Here is a 24,608-nt window from a genome sequence, read left to right on the forward strand (position 1 = left end):
AACGGATTGACAAATCTCTGTATTTCCATACATCTGGATATATGGAAAACGAACAAGCCATCCTCGCGCTGGGCGCCCTCGCGCAGCAAACCCGCCTCCAGGCCTTCCGGGTCCTGATACAACATGAACCCGATGGATTGGCCGCCGGCGATCTCGCGCGATTGCTGGAGGTGCCGCAGAATACGCTCTCGGCCCACCTTTCCGTGCTGACGCGAGCCGATCTGGTGACATCCGAGCGGCACAGCCGTTCGATCGTGTATCGGGCAAACCTAACCACCTTTCAGGCAATCACCGTCTTCCTGCTGCAGGACTGTTGCGGCGGCCGTCAGGAAATTTGCGCTCCTATTTTCGAAAGCCTCGTCCCTTGCTGTCCGCCTCCGAGGAAGAAGGAGAAATCCCGTGCCTGACCGCATCTACAACGTCCTGTTCCTATGTACGGGGAATTCCGCACGCTCAATTCTGGCCGAATCCATCCTGCGCAAGGACGGCGATAGCCGTTTCCACGCCTTCTCGGCGGGCAGTCAGCCCAAAGGAGAGGTCAATCCGATTGCATTGCGTGTGCTGTCGAGCCTCGACTATCCTACCGGCGGTTTGCGTTCGAAGAGTTGGCAAGAATTCGCCACTCCAGATGCACCCGTCATGGACTTCGTCTTTACGGTTTGCGACAGCGCAGCGGGGGAGAGTTGCCCTGTCTGGCCGGAACAGCCAATGACCGCGCACTGGGGCATCGAAGATCCCGCGGCCGTCGAAGGCACCGACCTCCAGAAGGAGGCCGCCTTCGTTTCCGCCTTTCGCTACATGCAAAACCGCATTGCGCCATTCCTCGCCCTGCCGCTCGGCTCGATCGATGCGATGGCGCTAGGCACCAAGCTTCGCGACATCGGAAATTCAGAGGGCTCGACGTTGGGCCGACCGCGCGTGGCATGACATGAGCGCATTCGAACGATATCTGTCTCTATGGGTTGTGCTCTGCATCGTGGTCGGGATCAGTCTCGGCCATCTGATGCCAGGTTTCTTTGTCGCGGTTTCAGGCGCGGAAATCGCGAAGGTCAACCTGCCGATCGCAGTTCTGATCTGGCTGATGATCATCCCGATGCTCTTGAAGATCGACTTCACCGCCATGCGGAAAGTCACAGAGCATGCCCGCGGGGTTGGCGTGACACTCTTCATCAACTGGGCGGTCAAACCCTTCTCGATGGCGCTGCTCGGGACGCTGTTGATCGGCCATGTATTCGCGCCGATGCTCCCGGCCGACCAAATTCAGTCCTATATCGCCGGACTCATCTTGCTGGCGGCGGCACCCTGCACCGCGATGGTTTTCGTCTGGTCCAACCTCGTTGGCGGCGAACCTCACTACACCCTTGGCCAGGTCGCCCTCAATGACGTCCTGATGGTGTTCCTGTTCGCGCCGCTGGTCGGGTTGCTCCTCGGTGTGGCGTCGATTACGGTGCCATGGGAAACGCTGTTGCTGTCCGTCGCGCTTTACATCGTCGCACCGGTCATCATTGCGCAGGTGTGGCGGCGGGCCCTGCTCAACATCGGCTCGGCCGCATTCACCCGGGCCCTGAGCCGACTTCAGCCGCTGTCCCTGATCGCCCTCCTCGCCACCTTGATCCTCCTGTTTGCCTTCCAGGGCGAGCAGATCGTCGCACAGCCCGCCGTCATCGCCATTCTCGCGGTCCCGATCCTGATCCAGGTCTACTTCAATGCAGGCCTCGCCTATTGGCTCAGTCGCCGTTTCGGAGTGGCCTGGTGCGTGGCCGCGCCCGCTGCGCTGATCGGCGCCAGCAACTTCTTCGAACTCGCCGTGGCGGCGGCCATCAGCCTATTCGGCGTCAATTCCGGAGCGGCACTGGCGACGGTCGTCGGCGTCCTCGTCGAAGTGCCCGTGATGCTCTCGGTCGTGAAGATCGTGCAGATGTCTCGCGGCTGGTATGAATCCCGCGATCCGGACAAAGCCAAAAGCGTTGAGATTCACTCATGAGCGTCACTATCTATCACAATCCAGATTGCGGAACGTCCCGCAATACTTTGGCGATGATCCGTCAAAGCGGCGTCGAGCCGGAAATCATTGAATACCTGAAGCAACCGCCGTCGCGCGAAAATCTGATCGAGTTGATGACCCGAATGGGTATCTCCCCTCGTGACCTGCTTCGCCAAAAGGGTACGCCCTACGACGCTCTCGAACTGGCCGATCCCAAGTGGACCGACGACGAACTGATCGACTTCATGATTGCGCATCCCATTCTGATTAACCGCCCTGTCGTCGTGACGCACAAGGGCGTCAAGCTCTGTCGCCCGTCCGAAGAAGTGCTGTCCATTCTTTCGAATCCTCATATCGGACGGTTCGTGAAGGAAGACGGTGAGATCATAAATGCGGACTGAGATGCAAGATTTGCCAAACGTCAATGACGAAGCTTTCGCCCTTCCCGATCCTGAATTGCTGCATCGTCCAATGCCAACGCACCGTCCGCGCATTCTTCTGCTGTACGGATCACTGCGCGAACGGTCGTTCAGCCGTTTCGCTACGGTGGAAGCGGCCCGTCTCCTTCAAGCGTTCGGTGCGGAAACCAGGATTTTCGATCCCTCCGGCCTCCCTCTTCCGGACGACGCACCTGCGACCCACGAGAAGGTCCAGGAGCTTCGCGAATTGTCGGCGTGGTCGGAAGGTCAAGTCTGGTGCAGTCCGGAACGCCACGGCGCGATGACTGGGATCATGAAAGCGCAGATCGACTGGATTCCGTTGTCAATCGGCGCGGTGCGGCCGACGCAAGGCAAAACGCTGGCCGTGATGCAGGTGTGCGGCGGTTCTCAATCGTTCAATGCCGTCAACCAACTCCGCGTTCTCGGTCGATGGATGCGAATGATTACGATTCCCAATCAGTCGTCGGTCGCCAAGGCATACGAACAGTTCGAAGAAACCGGGCGCATGAAGCCGTCGCCTTACCACGACCGGATCGTCGACGTCATGGAAGAGCTTATGAAGTTCACGCTGTTGACGCGCGGCGTATCCGGATATCTCACGGATCGTTACAGCGAGCGCAAAGAAGCGGCCAAAAAACTCGCGAAGCGATTGAATCTCGATCAGGCAGTGTAAGGACTGGGGACCGACGTGAAGATGGCACAATCCCCGCCATTACCCAGCGCAGCAGGAGAGTTTCTTCACATCCCGGTCGAACGTCTGCGCCGCAAGCTTCAAGCCCTCGACGGTTGTCAGGTAGGGAAAGATCATTTCTGCCAAATCGTCGATCGACAGCCCACAGCGGATTGCAAGCGCCGCCGTCTGGATGCTGTCGGCTCCTTCCGGAGAAAGAATGTGCGCCCCAAGAAGCTTGCGGGTCGCCCCATCCGCGACAAGCTTGATCAGACCCCGAGTGTCGCGGGCCGCGAGCGCGCGTGGCACGTTGTCGAGCGAGAGCACTGAGGTACGCACGGCGTGCCCGGCAGCACGAGCTTGCGCTTCGGTGACCCCGACGCTGGCGACCTGAGGGTCGGTGAAGACAACTGCGGGCATGACAGTGTTGTCGTAGCGCAGGCTGTTGCCATTCAGTGCGTTCCTGGCCGCGAGCTTTGCGCCATAGGCCGCCATGTAGACGAACTGGTCCTTGCCCGTCACGTCACCAGCCGCATAGACGCCTGCCTTCGAAGTGCCCATACGGTCGTCGATGACGACCGCGCCGGACGATGTCTGCGCGACGCCTGCTTCGGAAAGTCCCAGGCCTTGGGTGTTCGGGGTGCGCCCCGTAGCGACAAGAATCTGCTCGGCGGTCAATACCTCGAGGCCGCCATTCCGAGTGATCGCGAGCGCGACGCCGCCGTCATCGGTCTTGCGGACGAAATCGTAGGTCACGCCTCTCACGATCGTGACCCCCTCATCGGTCAGATAGTCCGCGAGCGCTTGCCCAATCTCCGGCTCGGCCTCTGGCAGAAGGCGACTGCGGAAGACCAGTGTCACCGCGACCCCGGCGCGAGCGAAGGTCTGCGCAAGTTCGGCCCCTACGTAGCCCCCGCCCATCACGATCAAGGAGCGCGGCAGCTCTGTCAGGGCAAGCGCCATCGTGCTGTCGAGCGGCGACACTTCGCCGATCCCTGGAATTGAAGGCAGCGCGGGACGTGCACCAGTTGCAATGATGATGCGCTCCGACGCGAGAAGCCGCGCCCCCACATCGACGCCTCCCTCGACGAGCCGTGCCCGACCTTCATGGTAGGCAACGTTGTTATATTCCGAGAGCAAGTCGGCATACTTCGCCTGACGCAGGCTCGCGACCAGCGCGTCCTTCTGCGCGACCTGCGCAGCCCAGTCGGTGACGCGCGCGCCGCTTTCGATGCCGTCGAACCTGGTCGATGCAATATTGGCGTGATGCACTGCCTCGGTTGCCCGGATCAACGTTTTCGAGGGTACGCAACCGAAATTGACGCAGGTGCCACCGATCGTGCCGTGCCCGACGAGCGCGACCTGCGCGCCCTGCTCGGCAGCGGTGATCGCGGCCGAGAAGCCGGCCGAGCCGGCGCCGACGACAATAAGGTCGTACCGGCCATTGCCGTTGTTGGCACTCGGGTTGCGGGAGTCGGTCATCGCTTCGACTTTCGTATGTTTAGATCGCCTGCAGGAATCTGCGGTGGCAGACGGAATGAAATTGTTACTTCGATAGAATCCATCCCGATGATCGTTCTGATGCGGCCTTACTGCAAGATGTGCGAGGGATAGCCGGCATTGGTGGTCGCGGTGATCAGCGCGGGAACATCCGTGCGACTATCCTCGAAGCGCACCTTTGCAATGACAGCCCCCTCAGCCTCCGATATCTGTACATCAAGCACGCCAGATACGCTGCTGAGCGAGCGCTTCACGATCGGACCGCAAAGCTCACAGGTAGCGTTGGCGACGTTGAGCGTCACGGTTTGCTCGGTGGCGACTGCTGCTCCGGATGACACAAGGACAGCAATCAGTACGACGAGCGGTAGAATCTTCACGGATGATCTCCCTATTTTCAGGTGTCGAGGAAAAGACGAGCGATGTAAGGAAAGCCCACGGCGATGACGATCAAGAGCGTCGCCACCCACAACCCGATCTTCGCGTTTCTGCTGGACGATGGACGGGCGCAGTAGGAGCCTTCGACGCAATCATTCGCTTTCGAATTGCGGTAAACGATATAATAGCCCCATCCAAGACAAGCGACCGCGAGTCCGACGAACAGGGGCTGATATGGCTTGAGCGCGGTCAGATTGCCGATCCACGCCCCGCTAACGCCAGCGAGAAACAAACCGAACGGCACCACGCAGCACGTAGCGGCACCGAGTGCCGCCACGATGCCGCCAACCGACAGCAACGCAACGCCGTCCAAGCGCTTTGGCGCTGGTGGTAGGGCCGAGGTCTCGTCGCGTACCACCATTGAGCATTCTCTCGCAATCGGTCTATGGTGACCCTAGAGTCTGTAGCGACTACAGGGTCAAGCGAAATCTCTCACGAATGCGTGACGTCGATGATCAAACAGATTGATGGGTTTTCGATTGGAGTTCTCTCAGAACGCAGCGGCGTGAACGTCGAAACGATCCGCTACTATGAGAAGATCGGAATCATGCCGTCGCCGGTACGTAGCGCAAGCGGCTACCGCGTCTATCGGCTGGAGCACGCGAGACGATTGCATTTCGTGCGTCGCGGCCGGGAATTGGGCTTTAGTCTCGACGAACTGCGGGGGCTGCTGCTTGTTGTCGACGGCCATACCTGCAGTTGCCGAGAGGTGCACGAACTCACAGTCCAGCATCTCGCCGATATTCGTCAGAAAATTAAAGATCTTCGGCGCCTGGAACGAGTGATGTCGGATATGGCAGCGCAGTGCACGCGGGATCTGGTACCGGAGTGTCCGATCATCGATGCACTCTTCGAGATGCGGCCCGGCGCCTACGAAACGGGCTATGCAAGAGTTCGCGCTGAGAGAAGCTCGAAGAGCAAATGATCCGAAGCCCGCTTGGCGCGAGAGCGCCTCGCTTGCGCGTCATCGGCCAGCCAACTGCAGCGCCGGCCGCCTTGCGACGCCTGCAGCGGCAAACCTAGATCGACGCGGCCAAGCGCTTTGATCCGTTTGAAGACTATGGAGCTGCAGCGTAGCCCGATCCAAGCGGCTGATGCCTGCCGTTGCAAGAGCTCACAAATGGAGAAGTCGACCGACGAGTTGCCAGATGTGGCCGCCGTTTAATTTTTAAGGTCGTCATTTGGTCAAGCGCAGCGACCCAAAGGACGGAGGGCGGGCCTAGCGAAAAGATTCGAGACTCAGCGACTTGACCTAGGAGGTAACTCCAGGGGTTAGCATCGCTCCAATACCGCGATATCTCAAATTGGAGCATCGGATGAAAACGACAACATTCAAAATCGAAGGCATGAACTGCGACGCCTGCGCCAACACGATCAAGAAGCTCGTGGAAAAGGAACCTGGGGTACGAGTGGCCGAGGTGTCGTTCGACGAGGGGTCGGCACGCATCCTCTACGATCCCAAATCCGTCAAGGAGGATCGCCTCGTCGATACGATTCAAAAGCCCGGCTTTCGGGTCGTAGCACGCGATTAGGCATGGTCGTCACGGCCCCGTCTCGCTTTCCCATTCAGCGCGTGCTCGCGCACTCACGGAGACTCCGATGGCTCTTTCAACGGCAACCGCCTCCCCATTTGCGCTTTGGACAGAGGAACCGTCGACGCGACCAAATCGCAGAAAGATTCGCGCCCGGATCGGAGGTCTGCATTGCTCGCTTTGCACCGGCACCATCGAGAAAGCGCTTGGCCGAATGCCGGGCGTCGACAAGGTGGCCGTGAGCCTGACGCATGAACAGGCGCTGGTTGAGTATGATCCAACAATCGCGCGCCCCGAACATCTGCTCCAAACGTTGCGCGACATCGGCTACACGATTTCCGACCCCCGCAAGCTCAGGGCCTTTGAAGAGGAAGAGCACGATCTGGTGCGCGAAGCCCGGCGTTTCGTTCTCGCGGTTGTTCTCAGCGTCGCAGCTATTCCCATCATTGCCGATCCAGCCGTGGGCTGGATCGGATTTCTACCGGCCATGGTGTGCCTCAGTCTCGGAGGGTTTGTATTCCTGGTGTTGCGATCAAGCGGATTGTGGACCGCCATCGGCGCCGCGTTGGGCCTAACGGTCATGGCACTCAGCCTGCTTTACCTCAATCTGCAGGGATATCTGACGGACGCGGCACCTTGGCTTGCGGGTGCCTTGGCTCTGATGCTTGTCTTCGGAGTGGGACGGCACATTCTCTACATGGCCATTCAGGCGCTACGCCGTGGCATCCTTAATCAGCACGTGCTTCTCGAGATCGGCGCGTTCGCAGGTATAGCTGGTGGTGTCATCGGGCTGGTCCTCGATCGGCCCGGCTATCCCACCGCGGCCTTCTTCGCCGTTTCGGTGATGGTCGGCACCTATCATATTTTCTCAGAGTGGCTTTCACTCATCGTGAAGACGCGAAGTTCCCAGGCGGTGAAGCGCCTGCTGGACCTGCAACCTGAGACCGCGCGCGTCGTGCGCGGCACCGAGGAACTGGAACTGCCGATTGATGAGGTGAGGATCGGCGATCTTGTGCGGATTCGCCCCGGCGAGCGCATCCCCGCAGATGGTACGGTGGTCGACGGTCATTCCGGCGTTGACCAATCATTGGTGACCGGCGAGGCCGTCCCGATCGAGAAGACCGCAGGCGATTCCGTCATCGGCGGCTCGATCAACAGCACGGGCACCCTCCTGCTGCGGATCACGGCGATCGGAGAAGGCAGCTTCCTGCATCAAGTGATCCGTCACGTTGAGGACGCACGCGCACTGAAGCCCGGTCTTCTTCATCTCGTTGATCGCGTGCTGCGGGTCTACACGCCGACCGTTCTTTTGATCGCCGCCCTTGCCTTCATTGGCTGGCTCATCGGCTCCTGGCTCGGCACGGGTTCTGTGGACGTAGAACGTGCGGTGTTTGCTGGTCTGAGTGTCCTGGTGATGGGTTACCCCTGCGCCATCGGCATCTCAGCGCCGCTCTCCATCGTACGCGGTGCTGGTCAGGCTGCCGAGCGCGGCATTCTGATGCGGACTGGCGAGGCCTTCCAGGGCTTCCGAACGGTGACGCAAATCATCCTCGACAAAACGGGTACGCTCACCGAAGGCCGTCCAACGGTGCGCGAGATCAGAGCGGTGGATGTAAGTGAGCAGGAACTTCTCGCCATTGCCGCCGCCGCCGAGGCATCCTCGGAGCATCCGCTGGCACGGGCGGTGATCAAGGCGGCTTTCGATTACGGCGCAACGCCTCGCGACGTTGAATCATTCGAGGCGTTCCCCGGAAGGGGTATCATTGCATGCATCGACGCCCGCGAGGTCTTCGTCGGCAGTCCGCGCTTCCTCGCCGACCTCGATATTGACCTCACGCCTCTTCGTGAGGCCATCGAAAACCTGGAGGCCGCGGGACGCACCGTGATCGCCGTCGCTCGGGATGGACGCGCGCTGGGCATTGTCGCCTTGGGCGATGCACTCCGACCGGACGCCGTCTCGGCCGTCGCCGCGCTGCGCAAAGCAGGTCTCAGGACGATCCTCGTCACCGGTGACAACGAGCGCGCGGCACAGCGGGTCGGCCGGGACGTTGGCATCGACGAGATTCACGCGGGAGTCTTGCCACAGGACAAGGCCAGAATCGTTCGAGAGCTTCAGATCAACGCCCGGGTCGCGATGGTAGGCGATGGCATCAACGACGCCCCCGCTCTCATGCAAGCTGATATCGGCATCGCCATGGGTAGCGGCACCGATATAGCGATCGAGTCAGCGGACATCATCATCCTGTCCAATCGTCTCGATGCGCTTCCGGTCGCCCGCGATATCAGCCGCCGGAGCTACAGCAAGATGGTTCAGAACGTCGCCCTCGCCTTTCTCTTCAACGGCCTCGGCATTCCGCTCGCCGCCACCGGCCTGATCCATCCGGTGTGGGCGATGGTGGCGATGGCCGTCAGCGTCACTGCGATTTTCATCAACTCGCTATGGGGAACGCCGCGGCTCTTTTTTGATGCGATCCGGAGTGTCGGGCGTCCGATTGCTCGCACAACATCGCAGGCGGCGTGACATGGCACAGGATGATCTTGTGAGAGTGCAGCGAATGGCGCTGGGCGCGATCGACGGTCGGCGGCGCGAGCGCCTCCTGCGGATGCTCGCCGCGGCGACCTTCATCATCTTCTTTCAGGCCTACATGGTGGCGCCGATCATACCCGTCCTGTCGAACGCCTTCGGAACCTCGGTCCAAACCGTCGGTCTCATCGTGCCAGCCTACCTGATCCCCTATGGGATCGCGACCCTCGCGTACGGCATTCTGGCGGATCGGCTCGGTATCCATCGCGTGATGTTCGTGTCCTTGATGGCTTTCTCGGCGCTCACCATGCTGACGGCAACCGCGCAGTCCATTGAGCAGCTCACACTGTGGCGGACCGTGACTGGAATCGGCGCGAGCGGCGTCGTTCCGCTTGCGTTAGCACTGGTAGGACGGCTGTATCCCTACGAACAGCGGGGCCGACCGCTCGGTTGGCTGTTCGGCGCGATGGCTGGCGGCATGGCCTTCGGTTCGCCACTGGGCGCGATGATTGTGCCGTTCGTCGGCTGGCAAGGCTTGTTCGTCGTGGTCGGGGCTGTCGGCGCGGTGCTTCTGCTTGTCCTTCTGCCCTATCGATCCGTCATTGCCGCCACGGCTCAATCGGTGACCGGTACGCTCCGGGATCTGGTCCGCGGCTACAAGGATCTACTCGGCACGCCGCGTGGGCAGCGCACCTATGGTTTTGTCCTCGTCAACTCGATATTCCATTCCGGCGTCTTCACCTGGCTTGGCGTGTACTTCGAGCAACGATACGGCGTCGGGCCCATCGGAATTGGCCTCGCGCTCCTCGGTTATGGCGTGCCCGGCCTCCTGTTCGGGCCGCTGATCGGTCGGGCGGCGGATCGCTTCGGCCGGGCCAGACTGATACCCATTGGTCTGTCGCTGAGCGCTCTTGCGGCGGCGGCACTGATGCTCGGCTTCCCGATGGTTCTCGCCCCCATCGTCGCGATGGTCCTGTCTTTGGGCTACGACATGACCCAACCGCTTTTCGCGGGAATTGTTACCTCGCTCGGCGGCAAACGTGCCGGGCAGGCGATGGGCTTGAACGTCTTCATGCTCTTCATCGGCTTCGGACTAGGAAGCCTCATCTTCGGCGAACTGCTTCGTTACAGCTTCGCGGCCGCGTTGGGCGTGTTCGCAGTCGTCGAGATGACCCTCGCCTTGTTGTCCTTGGCGTTGTTCCGTTCCGAGGTCCCGTCCGCGCGCCCAACGATATCCATCCAAGGGTGATGCAGGCTGGCCTGGATACCATATCCAGACCGATGCGCGGCAGGCGGCTGACACCCCAATGATGCGCTTGACCCTGGAGTATACTCCGGGGTCTAGAACACACGCTGGAGAGACTGCATGTTCACCATCGGCAAATTGGCTTCCCTCACAAGCGTCAGCAACGACACGTTGCGCTATTACGAACAGGAAGGCCTGGTCGAACCTGCAGGGAAAAGTCCTGCTGGTTATCGGCTGTACGACAAGGACTCGGCACGGCGCATCCGCTTCATCAAGCATGCCCAGAACTGCGGCTTCACGCTTGCCGAGATACGCGATCTCCTTGTCTTGCGGGGACGCGACAAGGCTTGTTGCGGCGACGTCCGCACCCGAGCCGTCGAAAAGAAATTGCAGATCGAAAGCAAGATTCGCGCGATGAAGGCGATGTCCAAGGCGCTCGATCAACTGATAGCCGACTGCGCGAACGAAACCCAGCCAGTAAACGAGTGCACGATTATCGCCGCTCTGGAACGAGCCAACGTCAAGACACCGGTGCATTGATCCATGAAAGTCGAGATGTTCTATACCCCCGGCTGCTCCGAATGCGTCGTTGCGCACGCCAGGCTCCGGACAACCGCTCAGGAAGCGGTGAAGAATCTGGTGTGGCGAGAATTGAATGTTCTCGATGAACTCGATTATGCGGTCGAACTCGGCGTGCTGACGCTCCCATCCATCGCGGTCGACGGAAAACTCATTTTCACGTCAATGCCGACTGTAGCGCAACTGCGCACGGCGCTGATCGAGCGAAGTAAAGGGCGCGAATGATGGATGCAGAATCGCTACGGCTGGCAGTGGAGCATGCGGGCGGCGCCGCCGCGGGCGTCGCGTTTCTGACCGGGCTTGTGTTCAGCTTCAATCCTGTTGCTTTGGCTTCGATCCCGGTTTCGCTCGCCTACGTCACCAAGGGTCGGGACAAGGACCAGGCATTCCTGTTCGGCGCCATGTTCATCCTGGGCATGGTTCTCACCCATGTGGTTCTCGGCCTGATCGCAGGATTGGGCGGGAAATGGGTCGCGGATATCGCTGGACGAGGCTGGGGGCTTTTTCTCGGGCCGTTGTTGATCATCCTGGGCCTCATGTGGGCTGGTTGGCTTCGGATACCGCTGCCGTCGTTCGGCTTTCGGGCAAGCCGCCCAGCCGCCGCGTGGGGAGCTTTCCTTCTCGGAATCCCGTTCGCCATCGCGGTGTGCCCGATCTGCACGCCAACCTTGGTGGTGTTGCTCGGTGTCACGGCGGGAATCGGGTCGGTCTGGCTTGGAGTGGTGTTGCTTCTTGCGTTCGCTCTCGGCCGCGCCGTGCCCATCGCCATCGGCGCCTTCGCCGTCAGTTGGCTTGAAAACCTCAGCCACTTTGCCCGATACCGGCGAGGTTTCGAGATTGCTGGTGGCGTGCTCCTGATCGCGATGGGCTTCTACATGTTGAACGCGGTGTACATCTGGATTCCCGAACTGGCGGTCTGACAGGCTGGCGTTATGACGAGCAGAGGTGCCGATAGTTCTCGCGACGTAACGCGCCTACAAAATGCCGCCGCGGCGGGTGGTGCCTTGGGCGCTGTCGCGGCGGCGTCGTGCAGCATGTTGCCGCTGCTTCTTTTTACCTTGGGAGCCAGCGCTCCATGGATAGGCACGCTGGTTCGGCTCGCCCCTTATCAGCCCTATTTCATTGCCGTAGCGGTTGCCTGTCTTGGGTGTGGATACTGGCTGTGGCATCGCTCATCGAACCAAAAAAGAGATGCGGCATGCTCAACTCGATCGGCGAGTAAATTCGTAAATCCCACGCTCGTCGTCGCGACGATATTGGTTGTCGCTGCGATCGCGTTCAACGTCCTTTGGCCCGTGCTGACATCATGATGGAGAGATCAATGACGAAGTTCCCCACTTCGCTTGCGCTCGGGTTGCTTATCATTTCCTCCGGCGGGGCAATGGCGGAGCAACAAACCGTCACCCTGGCGGTGGACAACATGTACTGCGAAGCCTGTCCTTACATGGTCAAGAAGACCATCGAGAAGGTTTCCGGCGTCTCAAAAGTCACCGTTTCGTTTAAGGAAAAAACGGCGATCGTTGTGTTCGATGACGCGCGGGCAGAGGTCAAAGATCTGACGAATGCGACGACCAGCGCCGGCTTTCCTTCGGCGCCGAAACGCTGAACGTCCGGGGCGGCATAATCCAACTTTCGCCAATGTGTGCCTCTCGAGGGCGCTTACGATCGTCTCGCGACGAAGCCCTACCTCTTGACTGATGTCGGAATCGGTCTTGTGACGCGGCGTCATGCGCAACGTCTCTTCTATCATTTCGCGGAACAATCCGGCGCGATTGCAAAACGGCGGTGCCTTCCTGACAAAAAGCTGGGCATCGACGGGAGCCCGACCTCACCATCTGGTCTAGCAATGCTGCTCGATAAGCCTGTCGGTCTTTCCCGGCTCGGCGAAGATCACCGCGACACGATCACCCATCCTCCTTGCTGCCGTCGAACGGCTTTTCATTACCCCGGCACCAGATGCTGCGGATCGGTCGCCCGCTGATCGAGTGTCCCGTCATTCGAGACAATTCCAGGACATCAATTTATCACCACCACTTTCCGCTGAGAGAGTCGCCCTGCCGCTCACATCAGCGTGAACTTGTAACCAACACGGTGATCTCTTCGAACTTCCTTGTGGGGATTGTCAAATCACCGCGCTGACAGACTACATCGCGAGATCGCCGTGAGGGTTAGCCTTCACAGCGGGTGCATAAGGTTATCACTCTGGACAACGGGGCTATCGTCATCGAGCCAAACACAATTTTCGGGCTACACCGACCTACTTACAAAACGATCCCTCCACAACGCGCCCGGATCCCCGACATCGGTTCTCCAAATGCATTCCGCTTCTTCGAATAGTCGTTCGAGCGCAAACAGGGCCACCGCACGCAAGCAGTCGGAAGTTAAAATGGTACACACGCCGGCAAACAACACTCTTCCAATCAGCGGACGCGATCATCGTCTTGATCTGTTTCGCGGCATCGCTAACTGGGCGATCTTTCTTGATCATATTCCAAACAACGTTGTCGCGTGGATCACGATCAGAAACTACGGCTTCAGTGACGCGGCTGAGCTTTTCATCTTTATGTCAGGATATATGACATCGCTGGTTTGCACGAATATTATGCGGCGGCGCGGCTTTGTTGCGGGAATGTCCTGGTTGATGAAGCGCGTCTGGCAGCTTTACGTCGCTCACATTTTCTTGTTTGTGTTGTATGCGGCCATGATCGGCCATATCGCACAAAGTTACGATAATCCTACGCTCATAAATGAATTCAATATTGCCGGTTTGGTGAGCAACCCTTTCGACGTCCTTACCCAGGGCTTGCTCCTCCGTTTCAAGCCCCTTAACATGGACGTTCTCCCCCTCTACATTGTCCTTTTGGCAGGTATCTTGCCAATTTTATGGCTCATGTTGCGGTTGCCCGATGCTACGATGTTGGGATCATTGTATCTCTACCTCGCTGCGCGACATTTCGGCTGGAATTTGTCCGCCTACCCCGAAGGAGCATGGTATTTCAATCCCTTTACGTGGCAGCTGCTGTTCGTTCTTGGCGCATGGTTTGCTGTGGGCGGCGCAAAGCGATCACGCCGTCTCATTCGTTCACGAAGTCTTCTTTATGTTGGAGTCGTCTATTTGCTATTTTCATTCGCAATGACGATGGCCGGTCATATCCCGAATCTGGCGAATGAATTTCCAAAATGGCTCTTTGACGCATTCAATCCAAATGACAAGACCGACCTCGCTCCTTACCGCGTGATCCATTTTGCGTTCATTGCACTGTTGGCGACACGGCTTCTGCCCGTGAACTGGAGCGGCTTGCAATGCAGTATTCTTCAACCTCTGATCAAATGCGGAGAACAGTCTCTCCATGTCTTTTGTTCAGGAATTATCCTGTCATTCTTGGCCCATTTCGTATTGGAGTCAGGCTCGCAGACCGTGTTGGCACAAATCCTCGTCAGTGTAGCTGGACTTTCGATAATGACGGCAATTGCGTACTTCGCGTCTTGGTCCAAGACGTTCGATAAGCCACGATCGCTCGCATTTTTAGGGCACTCCGGGAGCGATGTGATCGAGACCGCTGACAGCGATGATGCTGAAGTGCGCTCCAAAACCGTACTTGCCTGGAGCGACCCGACTTTTCTTACGAAAGGTAAGAACGGCGGGTACGTGGGGATCGGCAGTCGCAAAAACGTTCACTTGAAGTGTCAATAGCTGGCCGTGATATCCTACTGATCGCCGGCAACGGCGGCTTCAATGCTCTGCGCTGATAAAATCGCGAACAATTTCTCGCAGGTTGGTTACGCAATGATTGATACTCGGTCGGGTGGAAAGGTAATGTCGCAAACGACACTAGGATCGCGCGTTCACGAGACACGACGCCTTCTCTCCGGACCGACAGCCACAATTTACCCGGCAACGTTTTTCCTGAGCCTCAGGGTCAATGTCTGTCGTCAGAATCGGTTTTGTGAACACCAGTTTTGACATTTGAACTGCCCGTGTCGTTCTGATTGCCACCCATATTTTTCATGCACAACATCATGATTGCACACGGCAGCAAGAACAGCAGTGGCAGCAGTTTTCCAGCGCTCTGCGTGCCGAACGCGCCACTGAACACAAGGATCGCACCGACGAAAACGACCGCGCAGACCGCAAGCCCGCTCCATCCACTGAGCCAACCTCGCTTTCTGCCGGCCGCCGGAGAGCCAGAAGATCGGGTCGTCAGATTTCTATTCAGTTCCATTGTTTCATCTCCTTTCAAGAGGACAATGTAATCTCTCCAACAATTGGAAGGTCAGGGTGCTGGTTCTCGGCCTCGACGCTCCATTGGACGACAACTGGAGTGGGCCCCTGGTGCCGGACAGAAATCAGACTACTGATTTGACCATGGCCGGGTATGTTGCTCCTCGAACTGCACGGGGCTGATGTAGCCGAGCGCGGAATGCAGGCGGCGTTGATTGTAAACGTCGTCGATGAACCTGGGAAGCTGCTCGGCGATGTCGTCGAAGGTCTCGAATGCCATCGGATAGACCGCCTCGACTTTGAGTGTCTTCATGAAGCTCTCCGCCTTGGCGTTATCGTACGGGTTTCCGCGCCGGCTCATCGAGCCGACTAAGTTATGGGCCGCCAGCAATGCTTGATAGATACCAGATGCGTATTGCGATCCGCGGTCCGAATGATGAATGCATCCTGGTCGCGGACGCCGTCGCTCGATCGCCACCTTCAGCGCCGCGAGCGCGAGCCGCGCGTCGATCGACCTGCCGATCGCATAGCCGACGACGCGGCGTGACCAGGCGTCGAGGATGATCGCCACATAGGCAAAGCCGCCGATGATGGCGACGTAGGTCAGGTCCGCTACCCAGAGCTGGTCCGGGCCATCAAGGATGATATCCTTCGAACGATCCGGGAAGATGGGCTGATCATGGTCGCTGTCGGTGGTGGCGATATAACGCCTGCGGCGGCGCGGCTGAAGATCGTGCTCGCGCATCAGGCGCTTGATCCGCTTGTGGTTGGCGATCACGCCTCGATGGCGAAGCGCCGCCTGCACGCGGCGCCAGCCATAGGCTTCGAACTCGTCGCAGATCGCGGTAATCGCGTTCAACAGCTCGACATCGCCAGTGCGCGCCGCAGGCGCATCATAATAGGTTGATCGCGCGATGCCCATCAGCCGGCATCCTTCAGCGATGGACAGGCCGCGGGGCCGGTGATCACGGATGTAGTCGCGCTTCTCTGCCGGGGTACGTTTTTCAGAGCCCCTTTTAAAAACTCCAGTTCGAGCGCCTGACGGCCGACCAACCGCTCGAGCGCGGCGATGCGCGCTTCATATTCCTGGACCAGATCCGCAGCGCGCGCGTCGTCGCCCAGCGCGCCGGCCTCGTACTTTTCGACCCAGATACGGATCAGGTTACGCGAAAGGTCGTGGCGCTTGGCCAGGCCGTGAAGCGTCTCGCCACTCAGAAATTCCTGGGCGACCTGGCGCTTAAACTCAACGCTGTGGGATCGGTGTCTCGGCATGGGCTTTTCTCCAAAAGCCCGGCCACCCAGTCAATTCAACTCTGCTTACCTGTCCGGCACCAGGGGCCCACTCCAAACACTGGTCAGATTGAGCGGTCCTTTGCCGCCTTCAAAGCATCCGTCGAAACGAGTAGTTTCTAAAGGCTACGCGCCAACCGCGGTGATCCGGCCAGAACATCGGCACCCGTCTTTGGTAGCTCCGATATTTATCACCGTACTGTTGGATCATCTGCTTCTCCTCCATTCTGGCCAGGAGCCAGTACGCGCCGACGATGATAGGGAAGGCCGTCAGTGAGAATAGCGTTGGCCAATGCACAACACTTTCGCCAAACAGCGCCAGAAAGATGCCAGCGTATTGTGGATGGCGCATCAAGCTGTAAGGGCCACCCCTGGCGAGCCGCCCTCTCGCTCTCGCTCGATACACTTCACGCCAGCCGGCGATGATCAGAGCGGCTCCAAAAAAGACAACAGTGTAACCGAGAGCCATGGAAGCTGGCATTACCCACCAACTGCCCGTCAGATAAACCCAGAGATTGCCATCCCAAAGATTTCCCGCGACGTCCAGATTGAAGACTCGGGCTAATAGGTAAATCGTGAGGGGAAATCCATACATCTCGGCATAAAATGCGATGACGAATGCCTGCACGATTCCAGCGCGAGTCCACTCCCGCCAGCCCTTCGGCACGACAAGGCGGTAGAAACACCACGATACGACAACGATTGAAATCGTGGCTCCTCCCCAGAGTATATTTTCGTTCATTTATCTGCCTCGTACCGATTCTTGATCGGCCAAAACGCCCCGTCTCCTGACGCGCGCGTTTGTCTCTGCAATCGCCGCGTTTATGGACGGCCATCCGATGGCCTCAACGCGATGCCCGACCCCGCGTTTTAATCAATGAGTCGGAACAATAGAAGCAGTGCATATCGTTTCTTTTCTCGGCTCCCGCCCGAAACGACAAAGCTATGCGTCCTCACCGCTCGCGGCCCGTCTTTTCGCGAACCTCGATCGCTCCTCGCGCGCCTGTTATTAAGTTAGTTCGAACAGAGCGAACGCATGGTTACAGGCCGTCGTCGGATTCTTTGAACATCGGCTTCAAACCCGTCATCGCAGGAACGCCCCGCGCCGGCTTGGCTCATGCCGGCCTCTCCAGCCCCGCGAACGATTAGGCCATGGAGCATGCTATGGCGTTGTCCTCTGGGCTCCCAAGCGGAAACCGCTGGCACATTTCCGTCGAACGAGACTATACTGTCGTTACAATAGTGTGGTGTGGCCTTCACGAAGCGAGGTCGCCATGTTCCAGCGAAACCGGAAAACCGAAGCTTTCGTCGATTTCATCAATCTCGCATTGGGCGGCTTTCTGATCTTGTCGCCGTGGTTACTCGGATTCAAATCGCAACTCGGATGGCACACATCATGGATGGCCGGCGCCGCCATTGGCGTCGTCGCAATCTTTTCGATTGCCGACCTTTTTGACACCGTTTCAATTCCGGCGTTTTTCGAATCGGAAGAATGGATCAATCTGACGATCGGATCGTGGTTGGCAATATGCCCGTGGGTCCTCAACTTCAACGACGATACCATGGCGATGCAGGTGCATCTCGTGGTGGGGATCGTCGTCGCAGCCATTGGCGCGGTCGAGCTCTGGGTGATCCATCACCGCCCCGCGGAAAAGGAGCGTGATAAGCTTTGTTGAATTCCAAGACAGGACGAAATTGCAAGTAGTCGCGCGGGGGAGCCTACAATGCGGAAGGGTGTACTGCTCGGACTGGTCGTTTTGGTGTTTTCGGTCGGCGGCGCGGCGGGTGCAGATTTGACGACGAAGGCGCGCACTTCCGTACCCGCGTTGCCGTCCTGGTGGGATACCGTCACCATAACCGGCCATGTGCAAGCGGGGATCACCTTCAATGAGGGGCCTTCCGGCGGCATTAATTTTGGCCACCTCTTCACCGATAAGGCCAATTCCCTGTTGATGAACCAGGCGCTGCTGACGGTTCAGCGTCCGCTCGATCCCAAAGCGAGCGGATACGATTTCGGATTCAAGTTCCAGGCGATGTACGGCTCGGATGCCCGGTACACGCATTTTCTGGGTGAGTTCGATCAATCGATCAGCGGCCGCAATCAGTTTGACATCGTCGAGGCCCACGCTCTGTTTCATTTGCCGTGGCTCACGTCGGGTGGCGTGGATGTGAAGGTCGGACAATACGTAACCCTGGAAGGCGCCGAAGTTATTTACGCGCCGGACAATGCGCTCTACTCGCACTCCTACATCTTCAATTTCGGCATTCCGTTCAAGCACACCGGGATCATGACGACCACCCATCTAACGCACCTCCTCGATGTTTATGCTGGCATCGACACCGGTGTGAATACAACCTTCGGCAACAGGTTCGACCGCTTCAATGGCGGCGACAACAACACGGCTGCGGCGTTCCACGGTGGGATCGGACTCAATTTGATGGACGGCGCGCTGACCGTGCTGGCGACGACCCACATCGGCCCGGAAAATCCCAATGTCTCGTCGGCCGTGCTTGCGGGTGTCAATCCGAATAGGGCTCTGCGTTATCTCAACGATGTGACGATCGTCTGGAAGGCAACCGACAAGCTCACGCTCACCACCGACCTGAACTATATTCGTGAGGACGGCTTCAACGCGGTCGGAAGCGGCGTCGCGCAATACGTCACCTATGCCCTCAACGATTGGCTCAAGATCACCGGACGCGGAGAAGTCTGGCGCGACAACAGTGGTTTCTTCGTTGCCGCATTCCCCGGCAACCTAGACTTTGTCAGGGTCGAGCATGGCAATCCGTTGGGTACGGCGATCGGCGGCGGCGCGACCACCTACGGCGCCCTGACGGTCGGACTTGCGATCAGGCCCCCGGTACCCAAAGAATTCGACGGCCTGGTTGTCAGGCCCGAAGTTCGTTACGATACTTCGTTGAACGGAACGACGCCATTCGGCGCCGGAACGAAGCGTTCGCAATTTACGTTCGGCGGCGACATCATCATCCCGATCAAAATCAGATGATTACGCCACGAGTGGTTGCGCGAAACAGTGGGTGTTGAATCGGGTACTCGATCGTTAAGACCCGATGCGATGATCCCATCGCATTGGTTTGATCCCCTGCGCGGCGCTGCCGCACGTTCTCAAAAAAGACGTAGGTCTCTTTATCGGGATCGGACCGATCGATTGCACTTCGCGGAGCAGTCAGGCAGCCCGCCCCGTGCTGCGGGTGGCCTTGCCCTTGTGAGGCCGGGAAAATTATTCGCACGACCAGATACCCGTTTTGGGTCCTCCGCGATAGTTGCAAGTTTTCGGGCGCGGACGTGGAGCAGCGGCCCGATCGGTGCGGGGCATCACAGGTGCCATCTGCTCCGCGGTCGAGGTCCTCTGAGGACCCAAGCGTGCCTCGGTCCCGGTCGCGCGCGCAAAGCTTGGCGATGCTGAAGCGACCAATAACAACGACAACAATGCAATCAGGCTTGATCTGCACATTTTTACCTCCCACGATTCCTCAGCCGTCCGATCCTGAATGGACCGCACATGAATGAATTCGGAAACGAAGCTGCGCCGGTTACAGGTCACGACTATGTGAGCGCGGTTGAATTCCTCGCCGCGCAGACGGAAGTTGCGGGAAAGGAAAGAGGTTGGGAGATCGGACGGAACGGTATCATTTCCGGCCGACTTCGCATCCACACCTGCATTCAACCCGCCGTCCCGACTGACGCCGGATCAGCAGCTTTCGCTCGGTGCCGAAGTCGGTCGGGCGCCACGTAGTCGCCTGACTTGGCCTGTGAGATGGAAGATGGTGTTAACGTAGGTCGCTAACGGTTCATCTGACGGCCCGAGACATTGCGAATCCGCAACCCGCGCGCAGTCAGATGCAAGCTATACTCCCAGCAGAGTTTTTGAAGTCCGAACGGTTTGATCAATGGACGCATTTCCATCCGACCCCCACTTCGCGATTGAGCATGGCTTTCGCGCCGCGCGGGCCTCACGATCTCGTGAGAGTGTAACCGTGGGCATTCTTCATTCGAATTCAAAGAGGGAGAAATGACGAAGGAGTCCGACCTCAAAGCGCTCATGACGGCGAGCCTCCAAGGCGACTCCATCGCGCATCGATCGCTGCTGACGGCTTTGAGCGGACATCTGCGGAGCTACTACAAGAGCAGACTTTTGCGATCCGGACGCCCGGCCGAGGAAACTGAAGACCTCGTGCAGGAAGCCTTGATCGTCATCCACACGCAACGTCACACCTACGATCCGGAGCAGCCGCTGACGCCGTGGGTGTACGCCATTGCCCGCTACAAGCTGATCGACCATTTGCGGCGCACCAGGACCACGACGGCGGACGTGCCATTGGAAAACGCCGAATACATCCTGGCATCCGACGACAACGCCGCCGCTGAAAGCCAACTCGATCTCGCCAAGCTCTTTGAGAGGTTACCGGAACGAATGAGACTTTCGCTCCAATACGTGAAGCTCGACGGCCTGAGCGTGGCCGAGGCCGCCGATCGTAGCGGGATGTCGCCATCCGCCGTCAAGGTCAACATTCACCGAGGGCTGAAGATCCTCACCGCATTGATTGCACGGGAGACCAAAGCGTGAAAACCAATGAATTGATTTCCATGCTCAGTTCGCAGGTCGACCCGGTCGATACGCGGGAAGTTGTCCGGAACGTCCGGATTGCAATCTTGGTTGGCGCCGCGGCATCCCTGCTGGCGGTGGTTTTTGTCCTCGGCGTTCGCACCGACCTCAACGAGATGCACGCCCAAGTCTTCCTGGTCGCAAAACTGGCCTTCAGTTTGTCGGTCGTGATTTTGGCCTCGCATTACCTGGTCAAGTACATCCGTCCCGGCGGCGAATTCCGGGTCCGGTTCGCCCTCACCGTCCTGCCGTTTCTCGCGGCCATGATCATCGCGGCGATCAGTCTGGCCACGGCACCGCGGTCGCACTGGGAGACCATGGTATTCGGCAGCTATTGGCTTGAGTGTCTGATCGCCATCCCGACGGTCGCGGTCGTGCCGTTCGCCGCCATCATGTCGGCGGTTCGCCGCGCCGCGCCTACGGACCTGGTCCGCACCGGCGCGCTTGCAGGACTCGTCGCGGGCGGCGTCAGCGCAACCGCCTACGCTTTGCATTGCATGGATGACCTGCTTCCCTTCATTGCGCTCTGGTATGGTGGCACAATCGTTTTATGTACGGTCACCGGCGCCGTGCTCGGGCCCAAATTGCTGCGTTGGTAAATCGACGGACCATCCGTCAGGTCGCGGAACTCCCGAAGGCGGCGCGAATCCGACCCGCGGAACCCTCGACAAGATCGGCTGCGTGTTTGGATTCCAGATCGGCTTCATCTCGAGACGGGAAGCCGTGCCATCGGCGGACGTAAGTGCGAAGACGATACCTGACCTCGGGTTCGTTGATGCCGATGGACTCCTGTCGGCTGCCTGATCTCACGAGATCGTGAGCTTGTAACCGGACGCACCCTTTTCCCGAACTAACAGATGACGCTCGCTTTCCAGGGTGAGCGCCAAGACGTGGGTGCATAGTGCATGAACGATCGGGAAGACGCGACGGTGACCATGTTAATGCCAACGTTGGACGTCCAACGCCGAATGCTTGGCACGTTTGATTCTCGCAGCCGTACGCTGTGGCTGGTCTTGGCTGCATCGGCGTTGCTTGCCGGAATCGCGTTCAACTGGCGGTGGCTCGTGGTATCAGGTGCCCTGCCATTCCTCCTGCCAGTCCTCCCCTGTCTGGCCATGTGCGCCCTGCACCTATGTTCTCGTGGCAACAATGCCTCGGGATGCGAGCGACGCGAAGCGTCGCAATCTACTCCAAACCGCACCGCAGCCCGCGTTCACCACCGACGCGCGCCATTCTTTAGAAAGGCAACAAAATGAAGATCACCACTCTCATCCCGCTCGCATTGATTGCGTCGTTAGCGGCTTCCGCCGCCGTCCAGGCGGACGAAACGTCCACGCCACCGAAGACGCCGACGGAAACCAATCAACCCATGATGGGCAACGGCTCACAAGGCATGCAGGGAATGATGGGCATGATGAGCCAAATGCAGCAGATGATGGAAAGCTGCAATCAAATGATGAAGGCCAGCAACGAGCGTCACGACAAGCAAGATGCACCGAAGCAAAAAGACCGTCACGGCTGAAACAGCCGCCGTCCGATCATCATGCCAATCGATGAACTTTGCATTCGGAAAGGCGTCCATGAATCGTTCGGCCTCGGCATCAATCGGCTTTCGGGGCATCGAATGACCATTCAAGTGGGTCTTTCACATCGCCGTGAGCCTGTAACCGGTCCGGTGTCCGGTGCGATCTAATCGGTGGTTCGTTTGTACGATCTTCGACCGGTGGACTGATGTGCCCGGCCGAGCACGGCTCGGTCGGGTACGGAGGGATCGCCAGAAACGGGCGACCCGCTTGCGGTCGGGTACGGAGGGATCGCCAGAAACGGGCGACCCGCTTGCGATCGCTTCCCGGGCTGACATCGTTTCTGCCGGAAAGACGCAATCAGGTTCAGTTGCGGCATTCCGCAGCAGTGCAAGGGGTACACTACTGATGGATAAGTTGACCGAACACCGTCCATTCGAGGATGGATACGTGAGGCCCCGCGCCCAAACCGGAAGATCGACCGCGAAACGGATCGTGCTCGTTGCGTTTGCTACAAGCGCACTCGTCGCAATGCTGGGAGTTGGCTATCGACTCGGCCACTCTAACCAAACGTTGCCTGGCTGGGTCCCGCTTCGTGTCGCAGCCCTCCTCGGATCCCAGCCCGCCAAGCCCGTCGAAGCTGCAACGCCGACCCAGGACGCAAACTCCGGGGCCAAGCGTATTCTCTTCTATCGCAATCCGATGGGTCTCCCTGACACCTCTCCCGTTCCGAAGAAGGACTCGATGGGGATGGACTACATCCCCGTCTATGAAGGCCAGAACGACGCCTCCACAATCCAGATTTCACCAGGCAAATTGCAGCGCACCGGCGTGCGCTCCGAGCCCGCCGCTCTGCGCACCGTGACGCGGCCCATCCGCGCGCCCGGAACGATCAAGCTCGATGAGCGGCGCGTGGCGGTAATCTCGCTGCGAGCCCAGTCATTCATCGAAAGCGTCGAGAACGTCACGACAGGCGATCATGTCACCAAGGGACAGCCCCTTCTGAAGCTTTATTCCCCGGATGTGGCATCCGCCGGCGCCCAATATCTCTCCATCGTCGGGGACAGCGCTGGAACTGCCAATCTCGCGGGACGCAAGCAACTGATCGAGGGCGCGCGGCGGCGACTCGAAAACCTGGCCGTGCCCGCCGACGTAATCGCCGAGATCGATCGCACCAAAACGGTCCCGCTGACCATTACCTGGACGGCTCCGCGCGACGGCGTGATTCTGGAGCGAACGGCCGTCGAGGGCATGCGGGCGATGCCCGGCGACGTGTTGTTTCGGTTGGCTGACACGTCTGTAATCTGGATCATCGCCGACGTCGCCGAACAGGATATCGATGCCGTAAAGATCGGCGCGGCTGCGACGATCAGGGTCCGGAGCCTGCCGGGTCGGGAGTTCAAGGGATCAGTCGCCTTGATCTATCCCCAGGTCAACACCGAGACGCGCACCACCAAGGTACGTATCGAACTACCCAATCCGGACGACGTGCTTCTTCCCGACATGTTCGCCGACGTTGAAATCGCGTCGGGTGCGGAAAAGCCCGTCGTCGCGGTACCCAACGGCGCGGTGATCGATACCGGAGCCCGGCAGATCGTTTTCATCGACAAAGGCGAAGGCCGTTTCGAGCCGCGTGAAGTCAAGGTCGGCACGCACGGCGAGGACTACACTGAGATCCGCGAAGGCGTCGGCGAAGGCGATCGCGTTGTCGTTGCCGCCAACTTCCTGATCGATGCCGAAAGCAACCTGAAATCGGCCTTGCAGGCATTTACAGACGGAGAGAAATCGAAATGATCGCCCGCCTGATCGCCTGGTCGGCGCGAAATCTGATGCTCGTCCTGATCGGGACAGTGTTCGCGATCGCGGCGGGCATCTATGCGCTGCGCACCCTGCCGCTCGATGCCATCCCCGACCTCTCCGACGTGCAGGTGATCGTCTACACCGAATATCCCGGGCAAGCGCCGCAGGTCGTCGAAGATCAAGTGACCTATCCGTTGACCACGGCGATGCTGACGGTGCCGAAATCGAAGGTGGT

Annotated in this window: 29 protein-coding genes; 22 read left to right on the top strand and 7 right to left on the bottom strand. The window is 59.0% G+C overall.

The window, feature by feature from the left end; translation table 11 throughout:
* The first annotated feature begins 41 nt into the window (after window positions 1-41).
* The 5 genes from BGO16_RS12495 to arsH are packed head-to-tail and all read left to right on the top strand — an operon-like array spanning window position 42 to window position 3,097.
* Window positions 42-407 carry a metalloregulator ArsR/SmtB family transcription factor gene (locus BGO16_RS12495; protein WP_043854973.1) on the top strand — a complete coding sequence of 122 codons (366 nt, stop codon included), beginning with the start codon at window positions 42-44 and terminating at the stop codon, window positions 405-407.
* Window positions 400-927: an arsenate reductase ArsC gene (locus BGO16_RS12500; protein ID WP_043854972.1), complete on the top strand. Its 528-nt coding sequence runs from the start codon at window positions 400-402 to the stop codon at window positions 925-927. The genes BGO16_RS12495 and BGO16_RS12500 overlap by 8 nt, the downstream gene beginning before the upstream one ends.
* A gap of 1 nt (window position 928) precedes the next feature.
* Window positions 929-1,984 (top strand): ACR3 family arsenite efflux transporter, encoded by a 1,056-nt coding sequence (arsB, locus tag BGO16_RS12505; protein WP_043854971.1) that lies wholly within the window; start codon window positions 929-931, stop codon window positions 1,982-1,984.
* Window positions 1,981-2,385: an arsenate reductase (glutaredoxin) gene (arsC, locus tag BGO16_RS12510; RefSeq protein WP_043854970.1), complete on the top strand. Its 405-nt coding sequence runs from the start codon at window positions 1,981-1,983 to the stop codon at window positions 2,383-2,385. Before arsB ends, arsC begins: the two co-directional genes overlap by 4 nt.
* Complete coding sequence (arsH, locus tag BGO16_RS12515) at window positions 2,375-3,097, top strand: arsenical resistance protein ArsH (protein ID WP_200894368.1); 723 nt, start codon at window positions 2,375-2,377, stop codon at window positions 3,095-3,097. The genes arsC and arsH overlap by 11 nt, the downstream gene beginning before the upstream one ends.
* Before the next feature lie 39 nt (window positions 3,098-3,136).
* Here arsH and merA read toward each other — a convergent pair whose 3' ends face one another.
* From merA to BGO16_RS12530, 3 genes are all read right to left on the bottom strand, one after another.
* On the bottom strand, window positions 3,137-4,576 hold the full coding sequence (gene merA / locus BGO16_RS12520) for a mercury(II) reductase (protein ID WP_292619071.1): 1,440 nt from the start codon (window positions 4,574-4,576) through the stop codon (window positions 3,137-3,139).
* Window positions 4,577-4,683: 107 nt separating this feature from the next.
* Window positions 4,684-4,971 carry a heavy-metal-associated domain-containing protein gene (locus BGO16_RS12525; RefSeq protein WP_043854964.1) on the bottom strand — a complete coding sequence of 96 codons (288 nt, stop codon included), beginning with the start codon at window positions 4,969-4,971 and terminating at the stop codon, window positions 4,684-4,686.
* 17 nt (window positions 4,972-4,988) lie between these two features.
* Window positions 4,989-5,390: a mercuric transporter MerT family protein gene (locus tag BGO16_RS12530; protein WP_043854963.1), complete on the bottom strand. Its 402-nt coding sequence runs from the start codon at window positions 5,388-5,390 to the stop codon at window positions 4,989-4,991.
* Window positions 5,391-5,480: 90 nt separating this feature from the next.
* Between BGO16_RS12530 and BGO16_RS12535 the strand changes: the two genes are divergently transcribed.
* The 10 genes from BGO16_RS12535 to BGO16_RS12580 all read left to right on the top strand — a co-directional run bounded on the left by BGO16_RS12535 (window position 5,481) and on the right by BGO16_RS12580 (window position 14,604).
* Window positions 5,481-5,954 (top strand): helix-turn-helix domain-containing protein, encoded by a 474-nt coding sequence (locus tag BGO16_RS12535; RefSeq protein ID WP_152648139.1) that lies wholly within the window; start codon window positions 5,481-5,483, stop codon window positions 5,952-5,954.
* 391 nt (window positions 5,955-6,345) lie between these two features.
* Window positions 6,346-6,561, top strand: a complete 216-nt coding sequence (locus BGO16_RS12540) for a heavy-metal-associated domain-containing protein (RefSeq protein ID WP_043854962.1) — start codon at window positions 6,346-6,348, stop codon at window positions 6,559-6,561.
* Between the two features lie 67 nt (window positions 6,562-6,628).
* Window positions 6,629-9,082, top strand: coding sequence for a cation-translocating P-type ATPase (locus tag BGO16_RS12545; protein ID WP_043854961.1), 2,454 nt, complete (start codon window positions 6,629-6,631; stop codon window positions 9,080-9,082).
* Window position 9,083: 1 nt separating this feature from the next.
* Window positions 9,084-10,334, top strand: coding sequence for an MFS transporter (locus tag BGO16_RS12550; protein ID WP_292619072.1), 1,251 nt, complete (start codon window positions 9,084-9,086; stop codon window positions 10,332-10,334).
* 117 nt (window positions 10,335-10,451) lie between these two features.
* A complete protein-coding gene (locus tag BGO16_RS12555; RefSeq protein ID WP_043854959.1) occupies window positions 10,452-10,871 on the top strand; it encodes a heavy metal-responsive transcriptional regulator in 420 nt (139 codons plus the stop codon).
* Window positions 10,872-10,874: 3 nt separating this feature from the next.
* The gene (locus BGO16_RS12560; protein WP_043854958.1) at window positions 10,875-11,135 is read left to right on the top strand and encodes a thioredoxin family protein; all 261 of its coding nucleotides are present in this window, start codon (window positions 10,875-10,877) and stop codon (window positions 11,133-11,135) included.
* Window positions 11,135-11,830 (top strand): cytochrome c biogenesis protein CcdA, encoded by a 696-nt coding sequence (locus BGO16_RS12565; protein WP_292619073.1) that lies wholly within the window; start codon window positions 11,135-11,137, stop codon window positions 11,828-11,830. The genes BGO16_RS12560 and BGO16_RS12565 overlap by 1 nt, the downstream gene beginning before the upstream one ends.
* Window positions 11,831-11,842: 12 nt before the next feature.
* Window positions 11,843-12,220, top strand: coding sequence for a mercuric transporter MerT family protein (locus BGO16_RS12570; protein WP_080890820.1), 378 nt, complete (start codon window positions 11,843-11,845; stop codon window positions 12,218-12,220).
* Window positions 12,221-12,231: 11 nt separating this feature from the next.
* Window positions 12,232-12,516, top strand: a complete 285-nt coding sequence (merP, locus tag BGO16_RS12575) for a mercury resistance system periplasmic binding protein MerP (protein ID WP_043855045.1) — start codon at window positions 12,232-12,234, stop codon at window positions 12,514-12,516.
* 780 nt (window positions 12,517-13,296) lie between these two features.
* Window positions 13,297-14,604, top strand: a complete 1,308-nt coding sequence (locus tag BGO16_RS12580; protein WP_200894371.1) for an OpgC domain-containing protein — start codon at window positions 13,297-13,299, stop codon at window positions 14,602-14,604.
* 226 nt (window positions 14,605-14,830) lie between these two features.
* Here BGO16_RS12580 and BGO16_RS12585 read toward each other — a convergent pair whose 3' ends face one another.
* From BGO16_RS12585 to BGO16_RS12600, 4 genes are all read right to left on the bottom strand, one after another.
* Window positions 14,831-15,133, bottom strand: a complete 303-nt coding sequence (locus BGO16_RS12585) for a hypothetical protein (RefSeq protein ID WP_200894372.1) — start codon at window positions 15,131-15,133, stop codon at window positions 14,831-14,833.
* 129 nt (window positions 15,134-15,262) lie between these two features.
* Window positions 15,263-16,105 (bottom strand): IS3 family transposase, encoded by an 843-nt coding sequence (locus BGO16_RS12590; RefSeq protein WP_152648147.1) that lies wholly within the window; start codon window positions 16,103-16,105, stop codon window positions 15,263-15,265.
* Complete coding sequence (locus tag BGO16_RS12595; protein ID WP_043855031.1) at window positions 16,054-16,404, bottom strand: transposase; 351 nt, start codon at window positions 16,402-16,404, stop codon at window positions 16,054-16,056. Before BGO16_RS12595 ends, BGO16_RS12590 begins: the two co-directional genes overlap by 52 nt.
* Window positions 16,405-16,513: 109 nt before the next feature.
* Window positions 16,514-17,164, bottom strand: a complete 651-nt coding sequence (locus BGO16_RS12600) for a methyltransferase (RefSeq protein WP_011505149.1) — start codon at window positions 17,162-17,164, stop codon at window positions 16,514-16,516.
* 532 nt (window positions 17,165-17,696) lie between these two features.
* Between BGO16_RS12600 and BGO16_RS12605 the strand changes: the two genes are divergently transcribed.
* From BGO16_RS12605 to BGO16_RS12635, 7 genes are all read left to right on the top strand, one after another.
* Window positions 17,697-18,098, top strand: a complete 402-nt coding sequence (locus BGO16_RS12605) for an SPW repeat protein (RefSeq protein ID WP_043855032.1) — start codon at window positions 17,697-17,699, stop codon at window positions 18,096-18,098.
* Between the two features lie 48 nt (window positions 18,099-18,146).
* Window positions 18,147-19,430, top strand: coding sequence for a porin (locus tag BGO16_RS12610; RefSeq protein WP_292619077.1), 1,284 nt, complete (start codon window positions 18,147-18,149; stop codon window positions 19,428-19,430).
* A 1,026-nt stretch (window positions 19,431-20,456) separates the two neighbouring features.
* Window positions 20,457-21,011 (top strand): sigma-70 family RNA polymerase sigma factor, encoded by a 555-nt coding sequence (locus tag BGO16_RS12615; protein WP_043855034.1) that lies wholly within the window; start codon window positions 20,457-20,459, stop codon window positions 21,009-21,011.
* Window positions 21,008-21,649 carry a DUF1109 domain-containing protein gene (locus BGO16_RS12620; protein ID WP_043855035.1) on the top strand — a complete coding sequence of 214 codons (642 nt, stop codon included), beginning with the start codon at window positions 21,008-21,010 and terminating at the stop codon, window positions 21,647-21,649. The genes BGO16_RS12615 and BGO16_RS12620 overlap by 4 nt, the downstream gene beginning before the upstream one ends.
* 653 nt (window positions 21,650-22,302) lie before the next feature.
* On the top strand, window positions 22,303-22,572 hold the full coding sequence (locus BGO16_RS12625) for a hypothetical protein (protein WP_043855036.1): 270 nt from the start codon (window positions 22,303-22,305) through the stop codon (window positions 22,570-22,572).
* 409 nt (window positions 22,573-22,981) lie between these two features.
* Window positions 22,982-24,367: an efflux RND transporter periplasmic adaptor subunit gene (locus tag BGO16_RS12630; RefSeq protein ID WP_043855037.1), complete on the top strand. Its 1,386-nt coding sequence runs from the start codon at window positions 22,982-22,984 to the stop codon at window positions 24,365-24,367.
* The coding region (locus BGO16_RS12635) for an efflux RND transporter permease subunit (protein ID WP_292619078.1) at window positions 24,364-24,608 on the top strand (245 nt) is incomplete at its 3' end. The genes BGO16_RS12630 and BGO16_RS12635, both read left to right, overlap by 4 nt.

This window comes from Nitrobacter sp. 62-23 (assembly GCF_001897285.1).
Taxonomy (GTDB): Bacteria; Pseudomonadota; Alphaproteobacteria; order Rhizobiales; family Xanthobacteraceae; genus Nitrobacter.